This is a genomic window from Burkholderia sp. AU4i, from assembly GCF_000466765.1.
Taxonomy (GTDB): domain Bacteria; phylum Pseudomonadota; class Gammaproteobacteria; order Burkholderiales; family Burkholderiaceae; genus Burkholderia; species Burkholderia cepacia.
Genome location: NZ_ASSI01000172.1, coordinates 1 through 19,643 on the forward strand (window position 1 = coordinate 1; position 19,643 = coordinate 19,643).

The window sequence follows — 19,643 nt, forward strand, 5'->3', positions numbered from 1 at the left end:
CGGCCACGGCCACGGCCACGGCGCCGCAACGCCAGGCCGCCGCGATCGATGCGGCGATCGCGGCCGAAATCGCCGACGGCCATCTTGCCGGCGCGGTCGTCGTGACCGGCGACGCGGACGGCGTGCAGGTACGCGTGGCGCGCGGCTTGCGGGTGACGGGTGAGCACGCGGAGGCGATGACGGCCGATACCGTCTTCGATCTCGCATCGCTGACCAAGCCCGTGGCGACGGCAGTCGCGATCTTCCAGCTCGCGGAGCGCGGCCTGCTGGGCCTCGACGCACCGGCCGCGCGCTACTGGCCCGCATTCGCGGCGCACGGCAAGGACACGATCACGATCCGCCAGTTGCTCGCGCACGTGTCGGGCCTGCCGGCCGGCGTGTCGTCGTCGCGCGCGTTGCGCAGCCGTGCGGCCGTGCTGGCCGACGTCGTCGCGATGACGCCCGCGGAGCCGCCCGGCACCCGTGTGCGCTACAGCGACGTCAACTACGTGGCGCTCGGCGAGATCGTCGCGCGCGTGTCGGGGCAGCCGCTCGACACATGGTGTGCGGATCACGTTTTCGCGCCGCTCGGCATGGCCGATACCACCTTCAGGCCGGGCACGGCGATACGGGCACGCGTCGCGCCGACGCTCGTTCGCGACGGGCGGTTGCTCAGGGGGCGCGTGCACGATCCCGTCGCGGCGGCGATGGGCGGTGTCGCGGGCAATGCGGGGTTGTTCTCGAGTGCCGACGATCTGGCGCGTTTCGCGCGCATGCTGCTGAACGGCGGGACGCTCGGCGAGACACGCGTGCTCGGCGATGGCAGTGTCGCCGTGCTCGAGACGCCGGCCACGCTCGACGCCGAAGGCGACTGGCATACGCCCGGCTGGCGGGTCGGGCCGCCGCTCGTGGCGAACCGCTACCGGTTGCCGCCGGCCGGTGCGCTGGAGCATCTGGGCTATACGGGCACGGCGCTGTGGATCGATCCCGTGACGCGCCGTTTCGCGATCGTGCTGACGAGCCGGCTGTATCCCGACGAAACCGGCACCGCGATGCCGCTGCGCGCGCTCGTGGTCGGCCTCGTATCGAGCGCGGCCGCGCCGGTGACGTCACTGCAGATCGCGACACGCGTGCCGACGATGGCCGCGGCCGTCGCGCAGGCCGGCCGGTTGCCGGTTTCGCGCGGGCCGGTGCTGGCCGGCATCGACGTGCTCGCGGCAAGCGGTTTCGCCGCCGTGGCGGGCAAGCGTATCGCACTCCTGACCAACAGGAGCGGCTTCGACCGGTTCGGCCGGCGTTCGGCCGACCTGCTCGCGCGGGTGCCGGGCGGGCGGCTCGTCGCGCTGTTCGCGCCCGAGCACGGGCTCGGCACGGACGTCGACGAAACGTTCGGCGACACGACCGACGCCGCGACCGGCGTGACCGTTCACAGCCTCTACGGCGATCGGCGCAGGATCGCGCCCGAGTGGCTCGCCGACGTCGACGTGCTGGTGATCGACCTGCAGGATGCAGGCGTGCGCTTCTTCACGTATCTGGCCACGCTCGGCTACGCGCTGGAGGCAGCGGCCGCCGCGCACCGCCCGGTGCTCGTGCTCGACCGCCCCGACCCGCTGGGCGCCGACGTGGTCGGCGGCCCCGTGGCCGATGCGGAACCGGCGACGTTCACCGGGTATTACCCGTTGCCGCTGCAGCCCGGCATGACGCTCGGCGAACTCGCGCGGCTGTTCAATGCGCGCCTGCATATCGGCGCGGCGCTCACCGTGGTGCCGATGGCGAACTATGCGCGCGCGATGCGTTTCGACGACACCGGGCTCGGCTGGGTGCCCCCGTCGCCGAATTTGCGGGATGGCGCCGCCGTGTCGCTCTATCCGGAGACGGGGCTCATCGAAGGGGCGGCACTCAGCGTGGGGCGCGGAACCGCGACGCCGTTCGGCGTGGTCGGCGCGCCGTGGATCGACGGGCGCGTGCTCGCCGGCGATCTTCGCGCGACGGGGCTCGGTGCGACGTTCACGCCGGTCCGGTTCGTACCGGCGGAGGGGCCGTACCGCGGCAGGTTGTGCGAAGGCGTGCGCATCCAGCGGCTGCCCGGCGCGACGCGGCCGGGTGAAATCGGGTTGGCGCTCGCGCTGGCGTTGCGTCGGCGCTATCCGGTGCAATTCCGGATCGATGCGATCCGTGCGTCGATCGGCTCGCGCGAAGTGGCAGACATGCTGGATGCGGGGCGGCCGCTCGGCGAGATCGAACGGGTGGTCGACGCACGGAATGAAGCGTTCGCGCGCGAGCGTGCGGCGTTTCTGCTGTACTGACCTCGGCGTCGCGCTGTCCTGCCGCGCCGGTCACGTTGCACCACGCGCCGGCTACGGCATGTGCGAATGCCGCGCACCAACGGATCGATGCGATTCTCCACGGTGTCGTGCAATGGCAAAATTTGCCAAAATATGCCGTTTTGTGGCTTTTCACGCGGATGTCATCTCGCGTCGCGATAGTGCGGAATCGCGCGCCGGTCCCGTGGATCTACCCGAGGAACGCGGCGCACGGCAACCGATACGCACGCTCCGAACGGGCGGTGCATGACATTTCAACAGAAGGAGCGTGCCATCGTGAACGCCATCGCAGCGGCGGATGCTTACGACGTGATCGTCGTCGGCGCGGGCATCGTCGGCCTCGCCCATGCCTATACGGCGGCGCTCGAGGGGCTGCGCGTCTGCGTGGTCGAACGCGACGCCGCATGTGTGGGCGCGTCGATCCGCAATTTCGGTTTCGTCACGGTCACCGGGCAGCGCGCCGGGCACAGCTGGCGGCGTGCGCGGGCGAGCCGCGAGGTCTGGGCGGACGTGGCGCCGCAAGCCGGCATCGACGTGCTTCACCAGGGCCTGCACCTGATTGCGCGTCGCCCCGAGGCGATGCACCTGATCGATGCGTTCATGCAGACCGGCATGGCCGACGGCTGCCGGGTCATGACGCCCGGCGAAGCGGCGGCCGTGGCGCCGGAGCTGCGGCTGGACGGCGCGCATGGCGTCCTGCACAGCCCGCATGAACTGCGCATCGAGCCGCGTACCGCGATCGGGTTGCTGGCGTCGTGGCTGGCCGAGCGCTTCGGCGTGCGGTTCCGCTACGGCGAGATGGTGCACGAGGTGCGCACGCCGACGGTACGCACGTCGCGCGGCATGCTGCATGCGGAGCGCGTGATCGTCTGCGGCAATGCGGACAGCCGTCACCTGTACGGCGACTGGTTCGCGCGACACGAGGTCCGCCTGTGCCAGTTGCAGATGCTGCGCGTGCGGCCGCGCCGCCCGCTGGCGCTGCGCGCCGCGGTGATGAGCGACCTGAGCCTGCTGCGTTACGCGGGTTTCGCGGCGCTGCCCGCCGCCGGCGCGTTGCGTGCGCGCCTGAACGCGGAGGAGCCCGTGTGCGTCGGGTACGGCATCCACCTGATCGTGGTGCAGAGCGCCGACGGCAGTCTCGTGGTGGGCGATTCGCATGAATACGGCGCCGCACCGCTGCCGTTCGCAACGCAGGAGATCGATGCGCAGATCCTGCGCCTGCTGCACGAGACCCTCGATGTGACGGAACTCGATGTGGTCGAGCGCTGGACCGGCAGCTATCCGTCGGCGTCCGATGCCGATTGCGTGATCGAAGCGCCGGACGACGGCACGCGTGTCGTGGTCGTGACGAGCGGCGCCGGGATGAGCACGGGCTTCGGGATCGCGCAGGACGTGTTTGCCGCGTGGTGACGGCATGGACGAGCCGGGGAGGCTCGCGCGGCTGAACCGGCCGGCGCCCGCCGATCGACAGCAGGCACCGGCGCGGTCATGCAGCCGTCACGCGTGACGGCGTGCGCCGCATTCGCCGCAGAACAGGTCGTCGGCGGCCATCGGCTTGTGACACTGCGCACACGCCGTGGCCTCGTCCGTGGCGGGCGAGGCCGTATCCGACGCCGGCAGCGAAGCCGTGCCGGCCGCACCGGCGGCGTGTGACGCGCGTGCTTTCGCGACGTGATCGGCGGCGCGCTCGCGTGCCTGTTCGGCGTGGCGTTTCGCGTCCGCGACGTGCTGGCTCAGTTTCTCTTCGGTCGCGGAGAAATCGACACCGCTGACCGTCTGCAGATAGATGAGGCACGTGCCGTTGACGAACGTCAGGAACGGGATCACGAGGCCGATCGCGACCAGCAGGCCGTTGCCGAAGCCGTACGCGCCCAGATAGGCCATGCTGCGGTAGTCGAATCCGCCCAGACCGCCGAGCCCGCCTTCCGCCGCATCCGCGCCGAGGCCGTACGCGCCGGCATGGCGGCCGAATCCGCCCAGGCCGCCGAGCGTGCTCATCAGGCCGCCCAGCGGGCTGGTGCCGGTGGCCGCCGAGATCGACGAGGCGATCGCGGCGCCCGTGCCGAGAATGCCGAGTACGACCGCGGACAGGACGCCGACGAGCAGCAGCAGCCCGAACATCCTGACGATCACGCCGAGCAGCTGGCGGCGGCCGATCTGCAGCAGGCGCGCGGCGGTCTGCAGCGTCGAGTTGCCTTGCCAGATGGCGGGCGCGGCCAGCGGATAACCGACGTACCACATGCCGGCGAAGATCGCGCCCGCGACGATCGCCGCGAGCGGATACGCGATCGCATAGAGCAGCGGGCCGAGGCCCGGGATCTTGCAGACCAGGAACACGATCAGCAGCGCGAGCAGGAACAGCACCCAGCCGACGGCGAGCAGCACGCCGACCCCGATCAGGCGGTGGACGGTGAACGTCGCCTGCAGCAGCGCGTCGACGAATCCGACCGATTCACCCTGCGCATCGCGCATCAGCACGATACCGACCGCGGAATAACCGATCAGCGAGATCGCGCAGGTCGCGATGACGAACAGCAGGCCGAGCACGGGGCTGTGACCGAGTACCTGGATCGTGAGCATGCCCATCAGCATGCTGGCGACGAGCGCGACAGCGCACATCGTGAGTGCGCGCCAGTTCGTGACGGCCTCGGCGGCACGCAGTAGTCCGAACTTCCCCGACACGGGGGCGTGATCGAGCGTTGACATCGTTGAATCTCCTTGCAGGTGCGGTCGGGTCAGTGTGCGGCGGGGGCGTCGAGCAGCGCGACGACGGTGACGCCGTCGACCTGCGCGAGCTGGATGCTCGACTGCCGGACCGAGCCCGGCTTGCCGTTCAGGTAGACCTGGCTTTTCAGCGTATACGTGCCTTGCGGTGCGCCCGAAGGCAGTTTCAGCGTGAAGCTGTTGTCGAATTCGCCGCTGCCCGGTGTCGCGTTGACGACCTTCTCGCCGCGCTTGAACTGTTCTCCCGACGGTGCATAGACGGTCACGACTTCCTTGATCTCCTGGACGGGCTCGTTCGTGCCGGACACCGCGCGAATCTGCGAGGCCAGCCTGATCGGCTCGCCGGCCTTGACGGCGGAGCGCGGCGTCACGACCGTGTTGTACGCGTCGATCTTCGCGTAGGGCGGCAGGTTGTTGCGGTTGCTTGCGCGGTAATCGCGATCGACTTCGGCTGCCGTCTTCGTCTGCCGTGTCGCCACTTCGATCACGGCGCACGCGGCGAGCCCGGCCACCGCGCCGCCGATCGCGCCCTTGGTACCGCCGATCAGCGCACCGACGATCGCGCCGCCGGCGCCGAGTGCGGTACAGCGCAGCACGGATTCGGACGAGATCCCGCCGGCGCCGTTCTGGGTGGCGCAGCCGCTGGCGAGCAAGGTGACCGCGCAGGCCGCGGCGAGGGTTTTCTGGATTGTCATGTCGGTCTTCTCCGGCGCTTCATTCAAGTGTGCTGTTGTTGCGCAGTGCATCCATCTGCCGTGCCTTTGCCTTGCCGATGAGCGTCTTCGCCGGACGGTTGCCGGGCTCGATCGCAAGGACGCTTTCGGCTGTCGCGATGGCCTTGTCGTACTGGCCGCGCGACAGGTCGCCCTGCGCGCGTTTCAGCAGGCCGTCGACGGCGGGCGATGTGGGGTTGGCGGCCGTGGCCGCGCGCATGGGCGGTGCAGGGCGCGGCTTGTTGCGCGATGCTTCCGCAACGGCGGCGGGTGCGGCCGGTACGGGGGCGTCGTCCTGCAGTTTCGCGAACGGCGACGTCTGTTGCGCGTTCGCCGATGCCGTGGGCGGGTTCGATGCGGGCGGTGTCGCGGGCACCGAAGGCGTCGCGACATTCGTGACGACGGCCGGGCCCGACGCGGGCGAGGCCGTGACTGCGGCGGCGGTGGCCGTATCGATCGGCGCGGACGCCGGTGTGTCGGCCGGCGTCGTCGCAACGACCGCGCTGGCGATGACGGTACCCGCTGCGGTGATGTCCGACGCGGCGTTGGCGGGAACGGCCGGCACCGTGGATGCGGCGACCGGCTCGGGTGTTGCGGGGGCGCTCGCCTGGCGGCCGTGCCACCAGAATGCGCCGCCCGCGCAGGTGACGGCGACCGCGACGCCCGCCGCAATGATCTTGAGTCTTGCCGACGTATCGTCGTTCGCCGGCGCGGGCTGTGCGATCGGCCGGGGCATCACGCCGGATGCCGGACGCATGGGTTCTGTATCCGGCACCGCCGCGGTATCGGTGTCCGGTACGTCGCGAGATTCGGCAACCGTTTCGACGGCGATCGTGTCGTCGGCGGCGAGCGCCGCTTCGGTGCTTGCCGATGCGCCCGCAGGCCCGGGCTGCCCATCGGTGGCGACGGGCGAGACCTGCGACGCAGCGGCCGTATCGCCGCGATGGTCTGCCGCTGCGTTGGGCGTGACGGTTGCCGCGACGCCATGCGATGGCAGCGGTGCGCTCGCGCGACCCGATTCCGCATCGGCGATGTTCGCGACGTGCGGGATATCGTTCGAGGCGGTGTTCGCCGCCGGCGATTCGGCGCCGATGTCGTGCACAGGCGCGTGAGTCGATTCCGCGGCCGCGTATGCGGGTTGCGGTGCGGACTCGGCCGGTGGAGCGGGCGCGTCGGTTTCGATTGCGCCATTGTCATTCGCGGATGCGACGGGCGTCCCGCACTTGTTGCAGAAACGCTGGCCTGGCGTCAGAACGGCATGGCAGCTTCGGCAGGGTGCGCCGGCCGCTTCGTTCCGAGTGGCCGCCACCGGTGTTCCGCATTGCTTGCAGAACTTGAGCCCGACGGGCAGACCGGTCCCGCAGTGGGTACACGCAGTCATGATTCAGTAATCCTCTTCTTTTGAACGATCGACGTGAAGACGCCGTGCGAGCGAGCGCACGCATGTCCGAATCGCGGGATGGCGGCGTGTCGGCCGTGTGCTACGAAGGCACGCGACGCGGAACGGGCCGCTCGGCGCGGGATATCAGTCGAATTCGGGACGGCCGCGCGGGAAGTGGCGGCATGGAGAAGAAGAGATCCGGCGGACGTGGATCGGCACGTATGGCACATACGGCCCGACGAATCCGGATGTTCCGGTATTGAATGGCGAGTTCAAGCTTTCCCCGTTTCAGTCGCCAGGTTGAATCCGGCGGACTGTTTTCATTATTTGGATTGTTAATACGAATGGTCTTCTGCAGCGGATATTACACTGAAATTACGAGGTTTTGCCATTCGCCAATCGCGTGACGAAGTATGTCGACGCAGAGTTGCGAAGCACGGCAGCGAGTGCGTGGCGGCTTCGGAACGGACATCATGGCGCAGGAAGAATTCCGCTCGAAAATGCGCATCGGCCGTCACAGCAGACAGACGCGACGCAGCGTGACCGTGCGCAGATACACGGATTTATCGAGCCACGGCACAAACACATACTCGTCGTATGCGTCGCAGCCGATCAGAATCCAGTGGGACAGAACGTTGGACATGATGGTCTCCTTGAGCCGGCTCGTTTCTCTCTCCGGGGTGGCGGGTGCCGACGTGCAGCTGTCGTTGTTCCGTCGTGCGCTCACACACGGTATACCCGGCCAGCACGCTACCTATTCCCGAAGCCGCGCGACGCATTTCCGCTGCATGTCGTTCATTGCGGGAATAAACGGGCTGGTTTCCCGGTATGTCGATCACGCACTGGAGGCATCGAGAGGAGGCGCCAATGCACGACAGGGAGAAGCAGGCCCGCGACACGCCGGGCCGGGCGCAGCGCGATCGCGAGGGCGCCTCGAACGTGGGCGGGGCGCAGCGGTCGTCGTGGTTGCGGGAGGGCGGCATGCGCCCGCCAAAGAGCGATCGTGCCTTGCGTCGCGCACCGCACACGCATGACCCCGACGACGGCCGACCGGTGTCGGCGCATGATCTGATGCGCAAGACCGCGCGGAGGCTGCAGCTCGGGTCCGGCATCCTGCTGTGGCTTTATATTTCGATTCACATGGTCAATCACGCGCTCGGCATCTGGTCCATCGATATCGCCGAGCGCGGGCTGCATCTGGCGATCGGGCTCTGGCAAAGCCTGCCCGGAACGATCGTGCTGTACGGCGCGGCCGGCCTGCATTTCGCGCTGGCGATTCGCACCATTTACGGCCGCCGGCACTGGTCGCTGCCGCCCGCCGAATGGCTGCGTCTCTGGGCGGGACTCAGCCTGCCCATGCTGTTGATCCGCCACGTTGTGGGGACCCGCGTAGCGACCTCGTTCTACGGCTTCGAACCCAACTACGAGCGGGTCATCGTGTCGCTTCTCACGAGCGGCACGCAGGGGCTGCAGATCGCGCTGCTTGCACCGGGGTGGGTGCACGGCAGTCTCGGGTTGTGGTTTCATCTGCGCCGGCGCGCGTTTTTTCGTCGCGCCAGGTTCGTGCTGCTGGCCTTGCTCGTCCTGCTGCCCGTGCTGTCGGCGGCGGGCTTCGTGCAGATGACGCGCGCGATCGTGCCGGAAAGTCTTGCCGTCCCGGCGCCCGATGCGGCGCTGGTCGCGCATCGCGCCGCGCTCGACAGCTGGCGGCATCTTCTCGTCGCCGGTTATCTGTCGCTGATTGCGATTGCCTTCGTTGGCGGTCAGTTGCGAAACCGACTCTCCGGCGACGATTCCCCCGATTCATCCGCCGAGCCGCGGCGAGAACCGACGCATGAATGAATACCGCGCACCCGCTCGCGATTCGCGATCCGCGCATGCCGGCTGCACGCGCAGCGGCGCAAGCCGGACAGGTAAAGTCTGCTGACAGAATCTGGCAGGGGCTTCGGCGATACTGTGCGTTTTCGCACCCGATGATCCGCGACGCGCGTCGAATCTCCACGTCATGACAACCACTCAAGTTCCCGTCCCGTTGAAGGAGTCGCTGGGGAAGCGGCAATTCCATGCGCTGTCCGACGCGCTGCATTCGATCGAGCCTGCCTTCGACCGGCCGGCATTTCTGGCGACGGCGCTCGAAGGCCTCGACGGCCTGACGTTGATGGAGCGCGTCAGGCGCGCCAGTCTTGCGATCGACACGGGCGCACGGCCGCTGCCGGGCGGGTACGATGCCGTGCTGGCGTTGTTGCAGGAGGCGGCGCCTCGACTGGGCCGGGGTTTCGTATCGCTCATCGCGCCCGATTACGTCGGGCAGTACGGTCGTCACGCGTTCGACCGTTCGATGGACGCGCTGAAATACTTCACGCCGTTCGGCACGTCGGAATTCGCGGTGCGCGAATTCCTGCGCATCGACCTGGCGCGTGCGCTCACAACGATGGAAGCCTGGTCGCACGATACGGACGATGCCGTGCGCCGGCTGGCGAGCGAGGGAAGCCGCCCGCGTCTGCCCTGGTCGTTCCGGCTCCGCGACATCGAGGCCGACCCGTCGCTGGCCGCGCGGATTCTCGACAACCTTCGCTCGGACTCGAGCGCCTATGTGCGCCGCTCGGTCGCGAATCACCTGAACGACGTGGCGAAGACGCATCCGGCGTGGGTGCTCGATCGGGCCGAACGATGGGGCGCCGACCATCCGCATACGCGATGGATCGTCCGTCATGCGCTCCGCACGCTCGTGAAGCAGGGCAATGCACGAGCGCTCGCGATCCTGGGTGCCGACAGCGCGCCGCGTCTGGAAATCGGCCCGTTCGGCGTGACGCCCGCGCAGGTGGTGCTCGGCGAGTCGATTACGCTCGCGTGCGAGCTGCAATCGACGGCCGAGACCGCGCAGCGGCTCGTCGTCGATTACCGTATCGCGTATGTGAAGCAGAATGGCGACGCGTCGCCGAAGGTGTTCAAGCTGAAGGGGCTGACGCTCGAACCCGGGCAGCGCGTCACGCTGCAGCATAGTCGTCCGATGCGCGATTTCACGACGCGCCGGCACTATGCGGGCCGGCATGAGGTGGAGCTGATCGTCAACGGTCAGGTCGTTGCGCGATCGTTTTTCGAACTCGCCGTGTGAGTGGCGGTTGGCGGGCGGGAGATGGGGCGGCCGACGTTTCGCGCTTGCCGGCCCTGCCCGCCGCGCTGTCCCGCGCGTGCTCGATCAATTCGCCGCCCGCGCAAAGGCAGGCGGCTTGCGCTATTGCACCAGTACCGCCTTGACGGATCCGGCGCCAGTGGCTCGCCGTTGTCGGAGCGTGCGCCGATGGCGTAGACCGAAACATGCGTGCGTCGACGCTCGAACGCGTCGAAGCGCCACCGGCCGTGTTCGCCATATTTTTCCGGGCGACGTTCTTCCATCCCGCAGGCACGTGTCGTCATGCATGGCGTGTGCGAGCGGCGCGATGTCGAGGCGCGCCGGCTCAGGCGTCGGCGCGCTTGCACCGCATGCCCGCGATACGTTGGTCCGGCCTGTTGCGGTAGAACACGAAGGTGGTGGCCCCGGGGTCGTGATTGCCGCCATCTTCATCGACGTAGGTTTCGGCAAACACCGGTACGGCAGCGTTGGCGATACTGACCCGGTAGAACACGTTCTTTTGCGTGTTGGGTGCGGTGGTGCCGTAGTCCCGCGCGCAGCTGCCGGCGATGCGCTTGACCGCGGCACCTCTGCCGAACTGGCGCAGCAGAATGTCCTGCGTGTCGTCGTTCGGGTAGAACTTCCGCAGCACGATCGACAGGACGGCGGTCGCATTGCCGTTGAGTACGACGCCGACGTGGCCTTCGTTGTCTTTTTTGACGCCGGCGTTCTCGCCGACCTTGCCGTCCGGCACGTCCACCTCGCCAAAACCCGCGAGCAGCAGGCTGCCGCCACGGTAGCGTGTGGCCTCGCGGGCGTTCGCGTCCGGATTGACGAGCGGCCTGGCGTCGTCCCAGTGCACGCCGGCTACGCTGTCGAACGCTGGCCAGGCCGCCGGCTTCACGCCGCCGAACACGCCCAACAGCGCTTGCAGCGGCGAATCCGCGGCCATTGCCGGCTCATGGGGGTCAGGCCGGGATGCGGCGGACGCAGGTGCCGTCATCCGGTGGGCGGACGGCGTGGCGCGCTCGCACGCGTTCAGGCCGATCAGCAGCGCGCAAGCGGACAGCGTACGCAAGACGTTGGCCGAGGTTCGCATGTGCAGACGTTGCATGAGGCGCTCCGCATGCATGGAGGGCGCGGCCGGGCAGCGCGGCGGGCGATGGGGGATCAGCGGCACTTGACGTCGTAGTCCGTGACGGATGGGAGGGCGCCTTCGCCTACGGTGGTCAAGGTCAGCTTGCCGGCAGGGCCGGTGTAGCCGAAGTCGCAAAAGGCGAGCCCGGTGCCCGCGCAGGACTCGGTCTCGACAATCCCGCGCCTGACCAGGGCGGACTGCCGCGGCTCTCCGCTGGCGCCGCCTCGCACCGGATTCCACCCGTTGGCGATCAGTGCCTTGCGGGCCTTGTCGATCGGCATGTTGTAGACGTTGGGCACCTTCGCGCGCCCTTTGCATACGGCATCTTCGTCGGCCACCCTGGACAGGCGCAGCGTGCCGTCGCGGTCGACGTGCAGGTCACCGACGGGCGAGGGGGCAATGTCGCCATCCCAGATGCGCACGGCGCCGCTCTCGAGCGGGGCCAGTCTGCCGATGGCGGTATCTTCCGCCGATTTGCCATAGGCCAGCGCGATCAGCCTGCCGTTCTCGAACACGGCCACGTTGCCTTGCGTGATGCTGCAGGTGCCGCTGGTCGCTGCCTCCATCTGGCCCGCGAAGCTGATCGCGCGGTACGGCCCCAGCGGCATGTCCGACATGACGGCCCAGCCTTGCGCAGCCACCAGTCTGGCCGCCGCCGATTTCGGCTGGATGACCAGTTGCGAGCAGTCTCCGCGATCGATGGCGCTACCAGCCATGGGCAGATTCGCGAGCGGCTTCATGCGGATGTCCTTCAACTCGGACACGACGCGTGGCGCGGATGCGGTCGTTTGTGCGGCGGCCGGCACGGTGAGCGTCAGGCCAAGCATCAGCCCGGCGCCATACAGGCAGCCCGATGCGAACGATGCGGCGAAACGAGGCGGAACGGAGGCACGCGACATGGCGGAGAGATTCGTAGAGGTCGTGGAAGCGGGCTACGAGGTATGGTGCATTTGGTTTGCCTGTTGCCGGCAGAGCGAGAGAGTATGCGTTGCCGGGTAACGTTTTTATGAAACGCTTTCGCTTCCCGAATATCAGGACCGGAAAACATATTCAAAGGCAATAAAGCGGAGGCCGTTGCGCATGCATCGGCTGCTTCCGCTTCGACATTCGGGATTCTAGTCAAAGTAGATCGACTAGTATACATTCATCATATCTTGCTTCTCGCTCCGTAAAGGCAGGCGCCTGTTACCCGGCAGGATGCGACGCCGAATCCGGTACAGGCAGGATTTCACCATGTCGCTGAAAGCCGGTATCGATGAAATCGCCCGGAGCCTCGACGGATTGCATCTGCCCTGGTTGCCCGCATACGACCTGCGGGCCTGTGCGGCGAAGGTGGATTCGGAATGCGGATATGGCGCCGACATGATGGTCGCCATCGATATCAATACGAGAATATTCGAGGAGATTGTTGCATTCGTGCACGTGTGGATGTGTGCGGTGCGTTTGCCTCGCTGCAACCGTCCACTGCGCGACAGTACGAATGCGTGCGCAACGACAGTGCGGAAATCGACGACGTGCTTGTACTCAATGCTTCCCGGGCATGTCCGACATACACGGGGTTGCTGAAGTCGCTCGTCGATCGGGGCATCGTCGTGCGATGTGCGCTGGATTGATGTTCAACCCCAATGAGGGCTTCGTGCCGATTCAATTTGTACTGCGACGCATCGCGTTTGCAGTCGCGATCGGCGCCTGGCCAAAGATGACCAAGCCTTTCGGATACCGTGCCATGCAGACAAGCGCATTCAGGAAACCCCCCGTTTTGTTCGCCCGGGTCAACCAGGCGATCGCCCGCAGCCCGCGTCGATGCCGGACGGCTCTTGGCGCGACGGTCGGGATATTGCTGGCCGCCAGCGTATTCTCGGGGTGTGCGCCGCTATCTGCGTCTGCGCCGGCGGATCCCCAGCAACAGCTTGCCGCAGAGCAGCGGAATGCGAATGCGTTGTATAGCCAGAAGGTGTTGGCCTACAAGCCGATGTTCGAGAATCCTGGCGGCCATGGTCGAGCCCAGATACTGGACGCGTACGAGGCGGTCCTCCAGCAGTATTCCGTCGCTGCAATCACGTATGTCCGTACCATCTATCCCGACGCGCGACAGACGCTTCCGCCTGTCCTGCAGCCATTGCCGGCGCCGTCGGGGCCGGTCACGCTGGCGGTCGTCAATCGCGACTACGAACATGTGCTCGGAATGGGCGCTGCCATGTGGGAGATGGATATGGCGGCGAACTTCGGCCGGCCGTCCCGGTTCCCGATTCCGAAATACACCGGCCCGGTGCTCATCATGCCGCCTACGCCACCGTTTCCGCCCCTGCAGGATGTTCGCGATCCGAAGTTCGCACGGCTCGTGGCCATGACGAAGAAACTGGACGATGCGCAGAAGGCGGATCTGGCACGCGAGCATGCCGCGATCGAACAGCAGTATGCCGAGCAGGCCGCGTGGCGGGCTCGACACCCGATGGGCCAGTACGATCACATCGATCCGAGAACCGGATTGCCGTATGCGGCCCCGCAACAGGAGACGCAGCGATGGTGCATGATGAACGGCGGCCGGGTGCCTTGCTGAGACTGCCGCGCGCAGGGGCATGGCGGCCACGTGTTTGATGCCCCGCAACGCGTGGTCGTACCGGCGGCCCGCAACGCTTGCGCTGCAACCTGAAGAAGCGGTGCTGACGGCGGTGCTAAGATGCCGCCCCGTAGTCAGGAGAAGCATGCATGCGCGCGAGCAAACGCCAGCAAGTGGTGGACAAGGCCGGTGAGTTGTTTTCCCGCCATGGCTTTCATCCGGTCGGTATCGACTGGATCATCGCCGAGGCGGACGTGGCTCGCATGACGCTTTACCATCACTTCGCGAGCAAGGACGATCTGATCAAGGCGGTGCTGGAGCAGCGCTACACCTTCATCATGGACAGCATTGCCGCCAAGCTCGAACCCATGGCGGATGCCACTGCGCGCCTGAAGGGGATCTTCGACTGGTACGGCGTCTGGTTTCGCAGCCCCGAGTTTGCGGGCTGCCTGTTCGAGCGTGCGCTGGCCGAGTTCGGCGCGACCTGTCCCAAGGTGACCGACGTCGCGGTGCGCTACCGGGACGACCTGTTGGCCATCATGGAGCGCTTGCTGTCCGAGATCATTCCGCGTCGCCGGGCACATCGGCTGGCCGGCGTGTATGTGATGTTGCTGAGCGGGGCGACAGCGGATGCGCGTGCGATCGGAGATCCACGTGCCGCCGCACGGGCGTGGGAGGCGGCGAAGGTGTTGCTGAACGAGTCAGCGGTCGCAACCGGGAGTACGCGTCAAACGCGTAGCCGTCAGGGTTAGGCATTTGCTGTCGGCTCCCCGCCGCGCGTTCCGTGCGCAGCGCGTGCCGGTCGGCGGCACTGAGTGTCGGAGGCGCCACTCACACAGCACCCAGCGCGGAATCGGATCGGCAATCCGGGGCGCGCCGCCATCGCTCGACAGAGCCGCGCCCGAGGGTCCAGTTTGCGTCCGGACGGAACGGCGCAGGTTCCGTTTCATGGGGCCGGATTGGAGAGCCATGCCGGCATTGGCTCACGGGGCGGGCACGATGCAAAGATAAACGAAATGTGATCCCTCCCTCCCGCAAAATTTTGCACAATGGCGGCAGCGCGGCGCATTGCCGCGATTCGCTCCCCGGGGAACCCGGCCAGCCGGCCCGGGCCCGGGGCCGGCCCGAACCGAACCGATACCCGACCTCGGCACCGACGTGCCGCCATCCGCCGCCATGGACCAACCGAAACGCATCCTGATCGTCGAAGACGACGCCGACATCGCCGACGTGCTCAGCCTGCACCTGCGCGACGAGCGCTACGAGGTCGTGCACAGCGCGGACGGCGCCGAAGGGCTGCGCCTGCTCGAGCAGGGCGGCTGGGATGCGCTGATCCTCGACCTGATGCTGCCGGGCGTCGACGGCCTGGAAATCTGCCGGCGCGCGCGGGCGATGACGCGCTACACGCCGATCATCATCACGAGCGCGCGCTCGAGCGAGGTGCACCGGATCCTCGGCCTCGAGCTCGGCGCCGACGACTATCTGGCCAAGCCGTTCTCGGTGCTCGAACTCGTCGCGCGTGTGAAGGCGCTGCTGCGCCGCGTCGATGCGCTCGCGCGCGATTCGCGGATCGATGCGGGTACGCTCGACGTCGCGGGGCTGGCGATCGACCCGATCGCGCGCGAAGCGAGCGTCGACGGCGCGCGCATCGACCTCACGCCGCGCGAATTCGACCTGCTGTATTTCTTCGCGCGGCACCCGGGCAAGGTGTTCTCGCGGATGGACCTGCTCAATGCCGTGTGGGGTTACCAGCACGAAGGCTACGAACACACGGTCAACACCCACATCAACCGGCTGCGCGCGAAGATCGAGGCCGATCCGGCGGAGCCCGTGCGGATCCTCACCGTGTGGGGCCGCGGCTACAAGCTCGCCGCGCCGGGCCAGCGGGACGGATGATGAAGCTCACCCTCACCCAGCGGCTGTCGCTCGTGTTCTCGGTGCTGCTGCTCGCGTGCTCGGGCGCATCGGCGTGGCTGCAGATCCGCGCGAACGACATGCGCGAACAGGAAGTCGTGCAGGGGCTGTCGCGTGACCTCGCCGCCAATATCGTCGACAGCGTGACCCACAGCGCGCCGCTGATGGACGCGAACGGGCTGCGCCCGGACGCCGTGCGCACGCTGTTCGGCCAGCTGATGGGCGTGAACCCGAGCGTCGAGGTCTATCTGCTCGACAACGCGGGGCGCATCAAGGGCGACGATGCGCCGCCCGGCCACGTGAAGCGCGACCGCGTCGATCTCGCCCCCGTGCAGCGCTTCATCGCGGGCCAGCCGCTGCCGATCCTCGGCGACGACCCGCGCAGCCCCGACGCACGCAAGGTCTTCAGCGCCGCGCCGCTGCAGCGCGCGGGGCAGCCGCCGTCGGGCTACATCTACGTGGTGCTGCTCGGCGAGGCGCACGACCGGCTGGCCGCGCGCGTGGACGCCGGCAACGTGCTGCGCACGACGCTGTGGTCGATGGCGCTCGTCGCGCTGCTCGGCCTGCTCGCGGGCCTTACCGCGTTCAGCTTCATCACGCGCCCGCTGCGCCGGCTGACGGACGCGATGCGCCGCTTCGACGCGAACGGCACGCCCGACACGCAGCCGCCGGTGCCGCGCTCGCGGCCGGGCCGGCGCGGCGACGACATCGTCGTGCTCGAATCCGCGTTCGCGCAGATGGCCGACCGGATCGGCGACCAGTGGCGCGCGCTGACGCGCCAGGACCAGCAGCGGCGCGAGCTGATCACGAACATCTCGCACGACCTGCGCACGCCGCTCACGTCGCTGCACGGCTACCTGGAGACGCTGTCGCTGAAGGCCGACACGCTCGCCGACACCGAACGGCGTCGCTACCTGTCGATCGCACTCGCGCAGAGCGCGAAGGTCGGGCGGCTCGCGCAGGCGCTGTTCGAGCTCGCACGCCTCGAATCGGGCGGCGTGCAGGCCGAGCGCGAGCCGTTCTCGCTCGTCGATCTCGTGCAGGACGTGTTCCAGAAGTTCGAGCTGACCGCGCAGGCGCGCGGCGTCGCGCTGCATGCGCGGATTCCGGCGCGGGTACCGGTCGTGTCGGCCGATCTCGGGATGATCGAGCGCGTGCTGACCAACCTGCTCGACAACGCGCTGCGGCATACGCCTGCGCACGGCGAGGTCGAGGTCGCGCTGGAGCCGCGCGGCGACCGCGTGCTCGTGACCGTGGCCGATACCGGGGAAGGGATTCCGGCGGCGCGGCGCGAAGGGTTGTTCCAGCGGCCTCAGCGGCCGATGAGCGGCGGCGCGGTGACGAGCGGCGGGCTCGGGCTGCTGATCGTGCACCGGATGCTGGCGCTCAACGGCAGCAGTATCCGGCTGGTCGACCGGCCCGGGCGGGGGGCGGTGTTCGAGTTCGCGCTGGCGGTGGCCGCGTCCGCGACCGGCGACGGGCGCTGAGCGCTGAGCGCGGTCACTGCTCGCGCTCAGCCGCCGCGCTTGTTGCGCCGCACGTCGCTCGGCGTCATGCCGGTCCAGCGCTTGAACGCGTGGCGGAAACCCACCGCATCGCTGAAGCCGAGCGTCGATGCGATGTCCTCGGTGCTGAGCGTGGTCGTGCCGAGATAGTCGATCGCGAGCGCCTTGCGCACGCTCGCCAGCAGTTCGCTGTACGAGGTGCCTTCGGCTTCGAGCTTGCGGCGCAGCGTGCGCGACGTGATGCACAGGATCGCCGCGATCGCGTCGATATCGGGGAATTGTCCCGGCGTGCGGGTGAGTTCCTGGTACACGCGCCGCGTGACGCCGGCCTGGCTGCGCAATTCGTCGAGCAGGCTCGCGCAGTGCGACGACACCTGCGCGGCGGTAATCGGATTCGCGAGCTGCGGCGCGCGCGCGAGCCACGCGGCCGGGTAGCTGAGCACATGATGCGGCTGGTCGAACGCGATCGGGCATTCGAGCGCATCGCCCAGCAGCGCTGCGTGCGCCGGCTGCGGCTGCGCGAACTGCGCGCGCGCCGGCACGCACCACGCACCCATCACGTCCTTGATGATCGTCACGTGCAGCGCGAACTGCATGTCGATCAGGAAACGGTACAGCGGCTCGTCGAGATCGGGCAGCGCGACTTCGTGCCGGTCGGGAAACAGCCACGACGCGGTATCGCCCTGTTCGACCCAGCGGATCGCGAGCATGCCGTTCGCGAGCCGGTGATATTTGACGGCCGATTCGAACGCGTGCGCGAGCGATTCCGAGCACAGCATCGCGTAGCCGTACATCCCGTAGCTCGTCACGTGCAGCCGGTGGCCGACGCGCACGCCGAGATCGGTGCCGTCATGGCGGCCGATGGCATTGCGCGCGGCCGTGAGGAACTGCAGCGGCGACGTGAGCGTGAACGGGTCCGCGACGGCGGCCGGCGTGAGGCCGGTACCGTCGAGCACCGCGGCCGGGTCGATGCCGGCTTGCGCGGCCACGTCGAGCAGCACGGCCAGCTTGGCCGGCGTGAAGCGCTGCTGGCGCAACGTGTGGGCCGGCTCGAGGTCCGGCAGGCGGGCGGCGCGGGCGGTCGTCGGGTTCAAGGGCACACTGCGCGGCATGGGAACATCCTGCGTCCGAATCGATATCGTTTACGGCACGCAATTCTGCTCGGGATCGGTCCCATGCGCCACAGGGTTCACCCTGACGATCACGCGACAGTCGATGCGCGAGCGTGAACAGGCCCTAGTCCGCGCGCGAGCGCAGGATCGCGTCGGCGAACTCCACGAACCCGCTGCCGCCCGGGCCCTGCGTGATCCAGCGCGGCAACGCGGGCAACTGCCGCAGATAGTCGACCACGGTGCTCATCCCGCCGTATGCGTGAAGTAGCCGAACATCGGCGCATCGTTGGTGGAATCGCCGGAATAGGCGACGCAATCGCGCGCCGCGCCGGCGCCCGCGTCGACGCCGAACGTGTCCGACAGCACGCGCAGCGACATCGACAGCTTGTCGTACCCGCCGACCCAGCCGATGATCCACAGGTTGTTGATGGTCGCGTCCGCGCCGGCCTCGACCAGCGCGTCACGGACCCGGTCGTCCTGGTCGCCGCCGGTGCGGGCGTACGCGAGCGACGTCAGCCTGAAATCCTGGTCGTCGGCGTGGCGGGCGGCGGGGACGGCCGCCTCGACCTGCCGCGCGATGCGCCGGAGTGCGTCGCGCGCACCGGGGAGCGCATCGTCCGCATGCCAGTAACGGCGTTCGACGCCGTGCCCGTCCGGGCCGCGCCGGATGAAAAGGCCGCCGTTCTCCGCAATCACGCCGTCGACCGGCCACATGCGCGCCATCTGGTCGCACCAGCCCGCCGGCGCGGCCGTCACCGGGATCACGCGGATGCCGCCCGCCTGCAGGCGTTCGAGCGCCGTGTAGGTGCGGGCGGACAGGCGGCCGTGATGGGTCAGGGTCTCGTCCATGTCGGTCAGCAGGAAGCGGACGGACGAGAAGGTGTCGGCGGGGGCCAGGGAAAGCGGCTGCATGGTTTCGACAGCGGAATGACGGGCGTCGATTATGAAGAAGGGCGCCCGGCCGTGCCATGCCGCTTGCTGCTTTGCAATTCGTGCCGGGGAATAAGCGGTTTCCCGCGCCGGCCGGCGAAGTTGTCTGGACAAGCGCGCCCGCCGGTGTGTCCGTTTCGATCATCTTTTCGGCCGCCCGGATCATTTTCAAAGCGCGCCGCGCGGGCGATAGTCGCCGGTCAGGCGACGGCCCGCGCTTCTGGCGTGCAGGCCGTCGCGCGAACGGCGCG

16 protein-coding genes and 2 pseudogenes are annotated in these 19,643 nt (G+C 68.1%); 9 read left to right on the plus strand and 9 right to left on the minus strand.

Going from position 1 to position 19,643, the window contains the following annotated elements; translation table 11 throughout:
* The coding region (locus L810_RS32745) for a serine hydrolase (RefSeq protein WP_042977086.1) at positions 1-2,285 on the plus strand (2,285 nt) is incomplete at its 5' end.
* A 264-nt stretch (positions 2,286-2,549) separates the two neighbouring features.
* Positions 2,550-3,713 carry a TIGR03364 family FAD-dependent oxidoreductase gene (locus tag L810_RS32750; protein ID WP_051392359.1) on the plus strand — a complete coding sequence of 388 codons (1,164 nt, stop codon included), beginning with the start codon at positions 2,550-2,552 and terminating at the stop codon, positions 3,711-3,713.
* Positions 3,714-3,800: 87 nt separating this feature from the next.
* Here L810_RS32750 and L810_RS32755 read toward each other — a convergent pair whose 3' ends face one another.
* From L810_RS32755 to L810_RS49365, 5 genes and pseudogenes are all read right to left on the minus strand, one after another.
* A complete protein-coding gene (locus L810_RS32755; protein ID WP_021162509.1) occupies positions 3,801-5,009 on the minus strand; it encodes a zinc ribbon domain-containing protein in 1,209 nt (402 codons plus the stop codon).
* Positions 5,010-5,038: 29 nt separating this feature from the next.
* A complete protein-coding gene (locus tag L810_RS32760) occupies positions 5,039-5,722 on the minus strand; it encodes a hypothetical protein (RefSeq protein ID WP_021162510.1) in 684 nt (227 codons plus the stop codon).
* A 19-nt stretch (positions 5,723-5,741) separates the two neighbouring features.
* Positions 5,742-6,842: a hypothetical protein gene (locus L810_RS32765; protein ID WP_021162511.1), complete on the minus strand. Its 1,101-nt coding sequence runs from the start codon at positions 6,840-6,842 to the stop codon at positions 5,742-5,744.
* Between the two features lie 126 nt (positions 6,843-6,968).
* Positions 6,969-7,121 (minus strand): annotated as a pseudogene (locus tag L810_RS49825) (double zinc ribbon domain-containing protein); the annotation flags it as partial.
* A gap of 514 nt (positions 7,122-7,635) precedes the next feature.
* Complete coding sequence (locus tag L810_RS49365; protein ID WP_021162513.1) at positions 7,636-7,764, minus strand: hypothetical protein; 129 nt, start codon at positions 7,762-7,764, stop codon at positions 7,636-7,638.
* A gap of 224 nt (positions 7,765-7,988) precedes the next feature.
* Between L810_RS49365 and L810_RS32770 the strand changes: the two genes are divergently transcribed.
* Positions 7,989-8,963, plus strand: coding sequence for a hypothetical protein (locus L810_RS32770; protein WP_021162514.1), 975 nt, complete (start codon positions 7,989-7,991; stop codon positions 8,961-8,963).
* A 163-nt stretch (positions 8,964-9,126) separates the two neighbouring features.
* Complete coding sequence (locus tag L810_RS32775; RefSeq protein ID WP_021162515.1) at positions 9,127-10,236, plus strand: DNA alkylation repair protein; 1,110 nt, start codon at positions 9,127-9,129, stop codon at positions 10,234-10,236.
* A 343-nt stretch (positions 10,237-10,579) separates the two neighbouring features.
* On the opposite strand, the gene L810_RS44205 is transcribed toward L810_RS32775, so the two are convergent.
* Together L810_RS44205 and L810_RS32785 are read right to left on the minus strand one after the other, a co-directional pair.
* A complete protein-coding gene (locus L810_RS44205; RefSeq protein WP_021162516.1) occupies positions 10,580-11,347 on the minus strand; it encodes a hypothetical protein in 768 nt (255 codons plus the stop codon).
* Positions 11,348-11,403: 56 nt separating this feature from the next.
* Positions 11,404-12,270: a hypothetical protein gene (locus L810_RS32785; RefSeq protein WP_021162517.1), complete on the minus strand. Its 867-nt coding sequence runs from the start codon at positions 12,268-12,270 to the stop codon at positions 11,404-11,406.
* 334 nt (positions 12,271-12,604) lie between these two features.
* On the opposite strand from L810_RS32785, the gene L810_RS47680 reads away from it, so the two are divergent.
* The 5 genes from L810_RS47680 to L810_RS32810 all read left to right on the plus strand — a co-directional run bounded on the left by L810_RS47680 (position 12,605) and on the right by L810_RS32810 (position 17,332).
* Positions 12,605-12,937, plus strand: a complete 333-nt coding sequence (locus tag L810_RS47680) for a hypothetical protein (protein WP_155836425.1) — start codon at positions 12,605-12,607, stop codon at positions 12,935-12,937.
* Positions 12,938-12,983: 46 nt separating this feature from the next.
* Positions 12,984-13,931 (plus strand): hypothetical protein, encoded by a 948-nt coding sequence (locus L810_RS32795; RefSeq protein WP_257009012.1) that lies wholly within the window; start codon positions 12,984-12,986, stop codon positions 13,929-13,931.
* Positions 13,932-14,080: 149 nt separating this feature from the next.
* Positions 14,081-14,683, plus strand: coding sequence for a TetR/AcrR family transcriptional regulator (locus tag L810_RS32800; protein ID WP_021162520.1), 603 nt, complete (start codon positions 14,081-14,083; stop codon positions 14,681-14,683).
* 424 nt (positions 14,684-15,107) lie between these two features.
* Positions 15,108-15,827: a response regulator transcription factor gene (locus L810_RS32805; RefSeq protein WP_021162521.1), complete on the plus strand. Its 720-nt coding sequence runs from the start codon at positions 15,108-15,110 to the stop codon at positions 15,825-15,827.
* Positions 15,827-17,332: a sensor histidine kinase gene (locus tag L810_RS32810; protein ID WP_042977112.1), complete on the plus strand. Its 1,506-nt coding sequence runs from the start codon at positions 15,827-15,829 to the stop codon at positions 17,330-17,332. Before L810_RS32805 ends, L810_RS32810 begins: the two co-directional genes overlap by 1 nt.
* A gap of 26 nt (positions 17,333-17,358) precedes the next feature.
* On the opposite strand, the gene L810_RS32815 is transcribed toward L810_RS32810, so the two are convergent.
* Both L810_RS32815 and L810_RS32820 read right to left on the minus strand, forming a co-directional pair.
* Positions 17,359-18,462 (minus strand): AraC family transcriptional regulator, encoded by a 1,104-nt coding sequence (locus L810_RS32815; RefSeq protein WP_042977091.1) that lies wholly within the window; start codon positions 18,460-18,462, stop codon positions 17,359-17,361.
* Positions 18,463-18,586: 124 nt separating this feature from the next.
* Positions 18,587-19,374: pseudogene (locus L810_RS32820) on the minus strand (HAD-IIB family hydrolase).
* Positions 19,375-19,643: the final 269 nt, after the last annotated feature.

What these genes read in the sequence shown, in the direction of transcription:
- L810_RS32750 (WP_051392359.1), top strand. Translation starts at nt 2,550, where the DNA reads ATGACATTTCAACAGAAGGAGCGTGCCATCGTGAACGCCATCGCAGCG.
- L810_RS32755 (WP_021162509.1), bottom strand. Translation starts at nt 5,009, where the DNA reads ATGTCAACGCTCGATCACGCCCCCGTGTCGGGGAAGTTCGGACTACTG.
- L810_RS32760 (WP_021162510.1), bottom strand. Translation starts at nt 5,722, where the DNA reads ATGACAATCCAGAAAACCCTCGCCGCGGCCTGCGCGGTCACCTTGCTC.
- L810_RS49365 (WP_021162513.1), bottom strand. Translation starts at nt 7,764, where the DNA reads ATGTCCAACGTTCTGTCCCACTGGATTCTGATCGGCTGCGACGCATAC.
- L810_RS32770 (WP_021162514.1), top strand. Translation starts at nt 7,989, where the DNA reads ATGCACGACAGGGAGAAGCAGGCCCGCGACACGCCGGGCCGGGCGCAG.
- L810_RS32775 (WP_021162515.1), top strand. Translation starts at nt 9,127, where the DNA reads ATGACAACCACTCAAGTTCCCGTCCCGTTGAAGGAGTCGCTGGGGAAG.
- L810_RS44205 (WP_021162516.1), bottom strand. Translation starts at nt 11,347, where the DNA reads ATGCAACGTCTGCACATGCGAACCTCGGCCAACGTCTTGCGTACGCTG.
- L810_RS32785 (WP_021162517.1), bottom strand. Translation starts at nt 12,270, where the DNA reads ATGTCGCGTGCCTCCGTTCCGCCTCGTTTCGCCGCATCGTTCGCATCG.
- L810_RS47680 (WP_155836425.1), top strand. Translation starts at nt 12,605, where the DNA reads ATGTCGCTGAAAGCCGGTATCGATGAAATCGCCCGGAGCCTCGACGGA.
- L810_RS32795 (WP_257009012.1), top strand. Translation starts at nt 12,984, where the DNA reads ATGTTCAACCCCAATGAGGGCTTCGTGCCGATTCAATTTGTACTGCGA.
- L810_RS32800 (WP_021162520.1), top strand. Translation starts at nt 14,081, where the DNA reads ATGCGCGCGAGCAAACGCCAGCAAGTGGTGGACAAGGCCGGTGAGTTG.
- L810_RS32805 (WP_021162521.1), top strand. Translation starts at nt 15,108, where the DNA reads ATGGACCAACCGAAACGCATCCTGATCGTCGAAGACGACGCCGACATC.
- L810_RS32810 (WP_042977112.1), top strand. Translation starts at nt 15,827, where the DNA reads ATGAAGCTCACCCTCACCCAGCGGCTGTCGCTCGTGTTCTCGGTGCTG.
- L810_RS32815 (WP_042977091.1), bottom strand. Translation starts at nt 18,462, where the DNA reads ATGCCGCGCAGTGTGCCCTTGAACCCGACGACCGCCCGCGCCGCCCGC.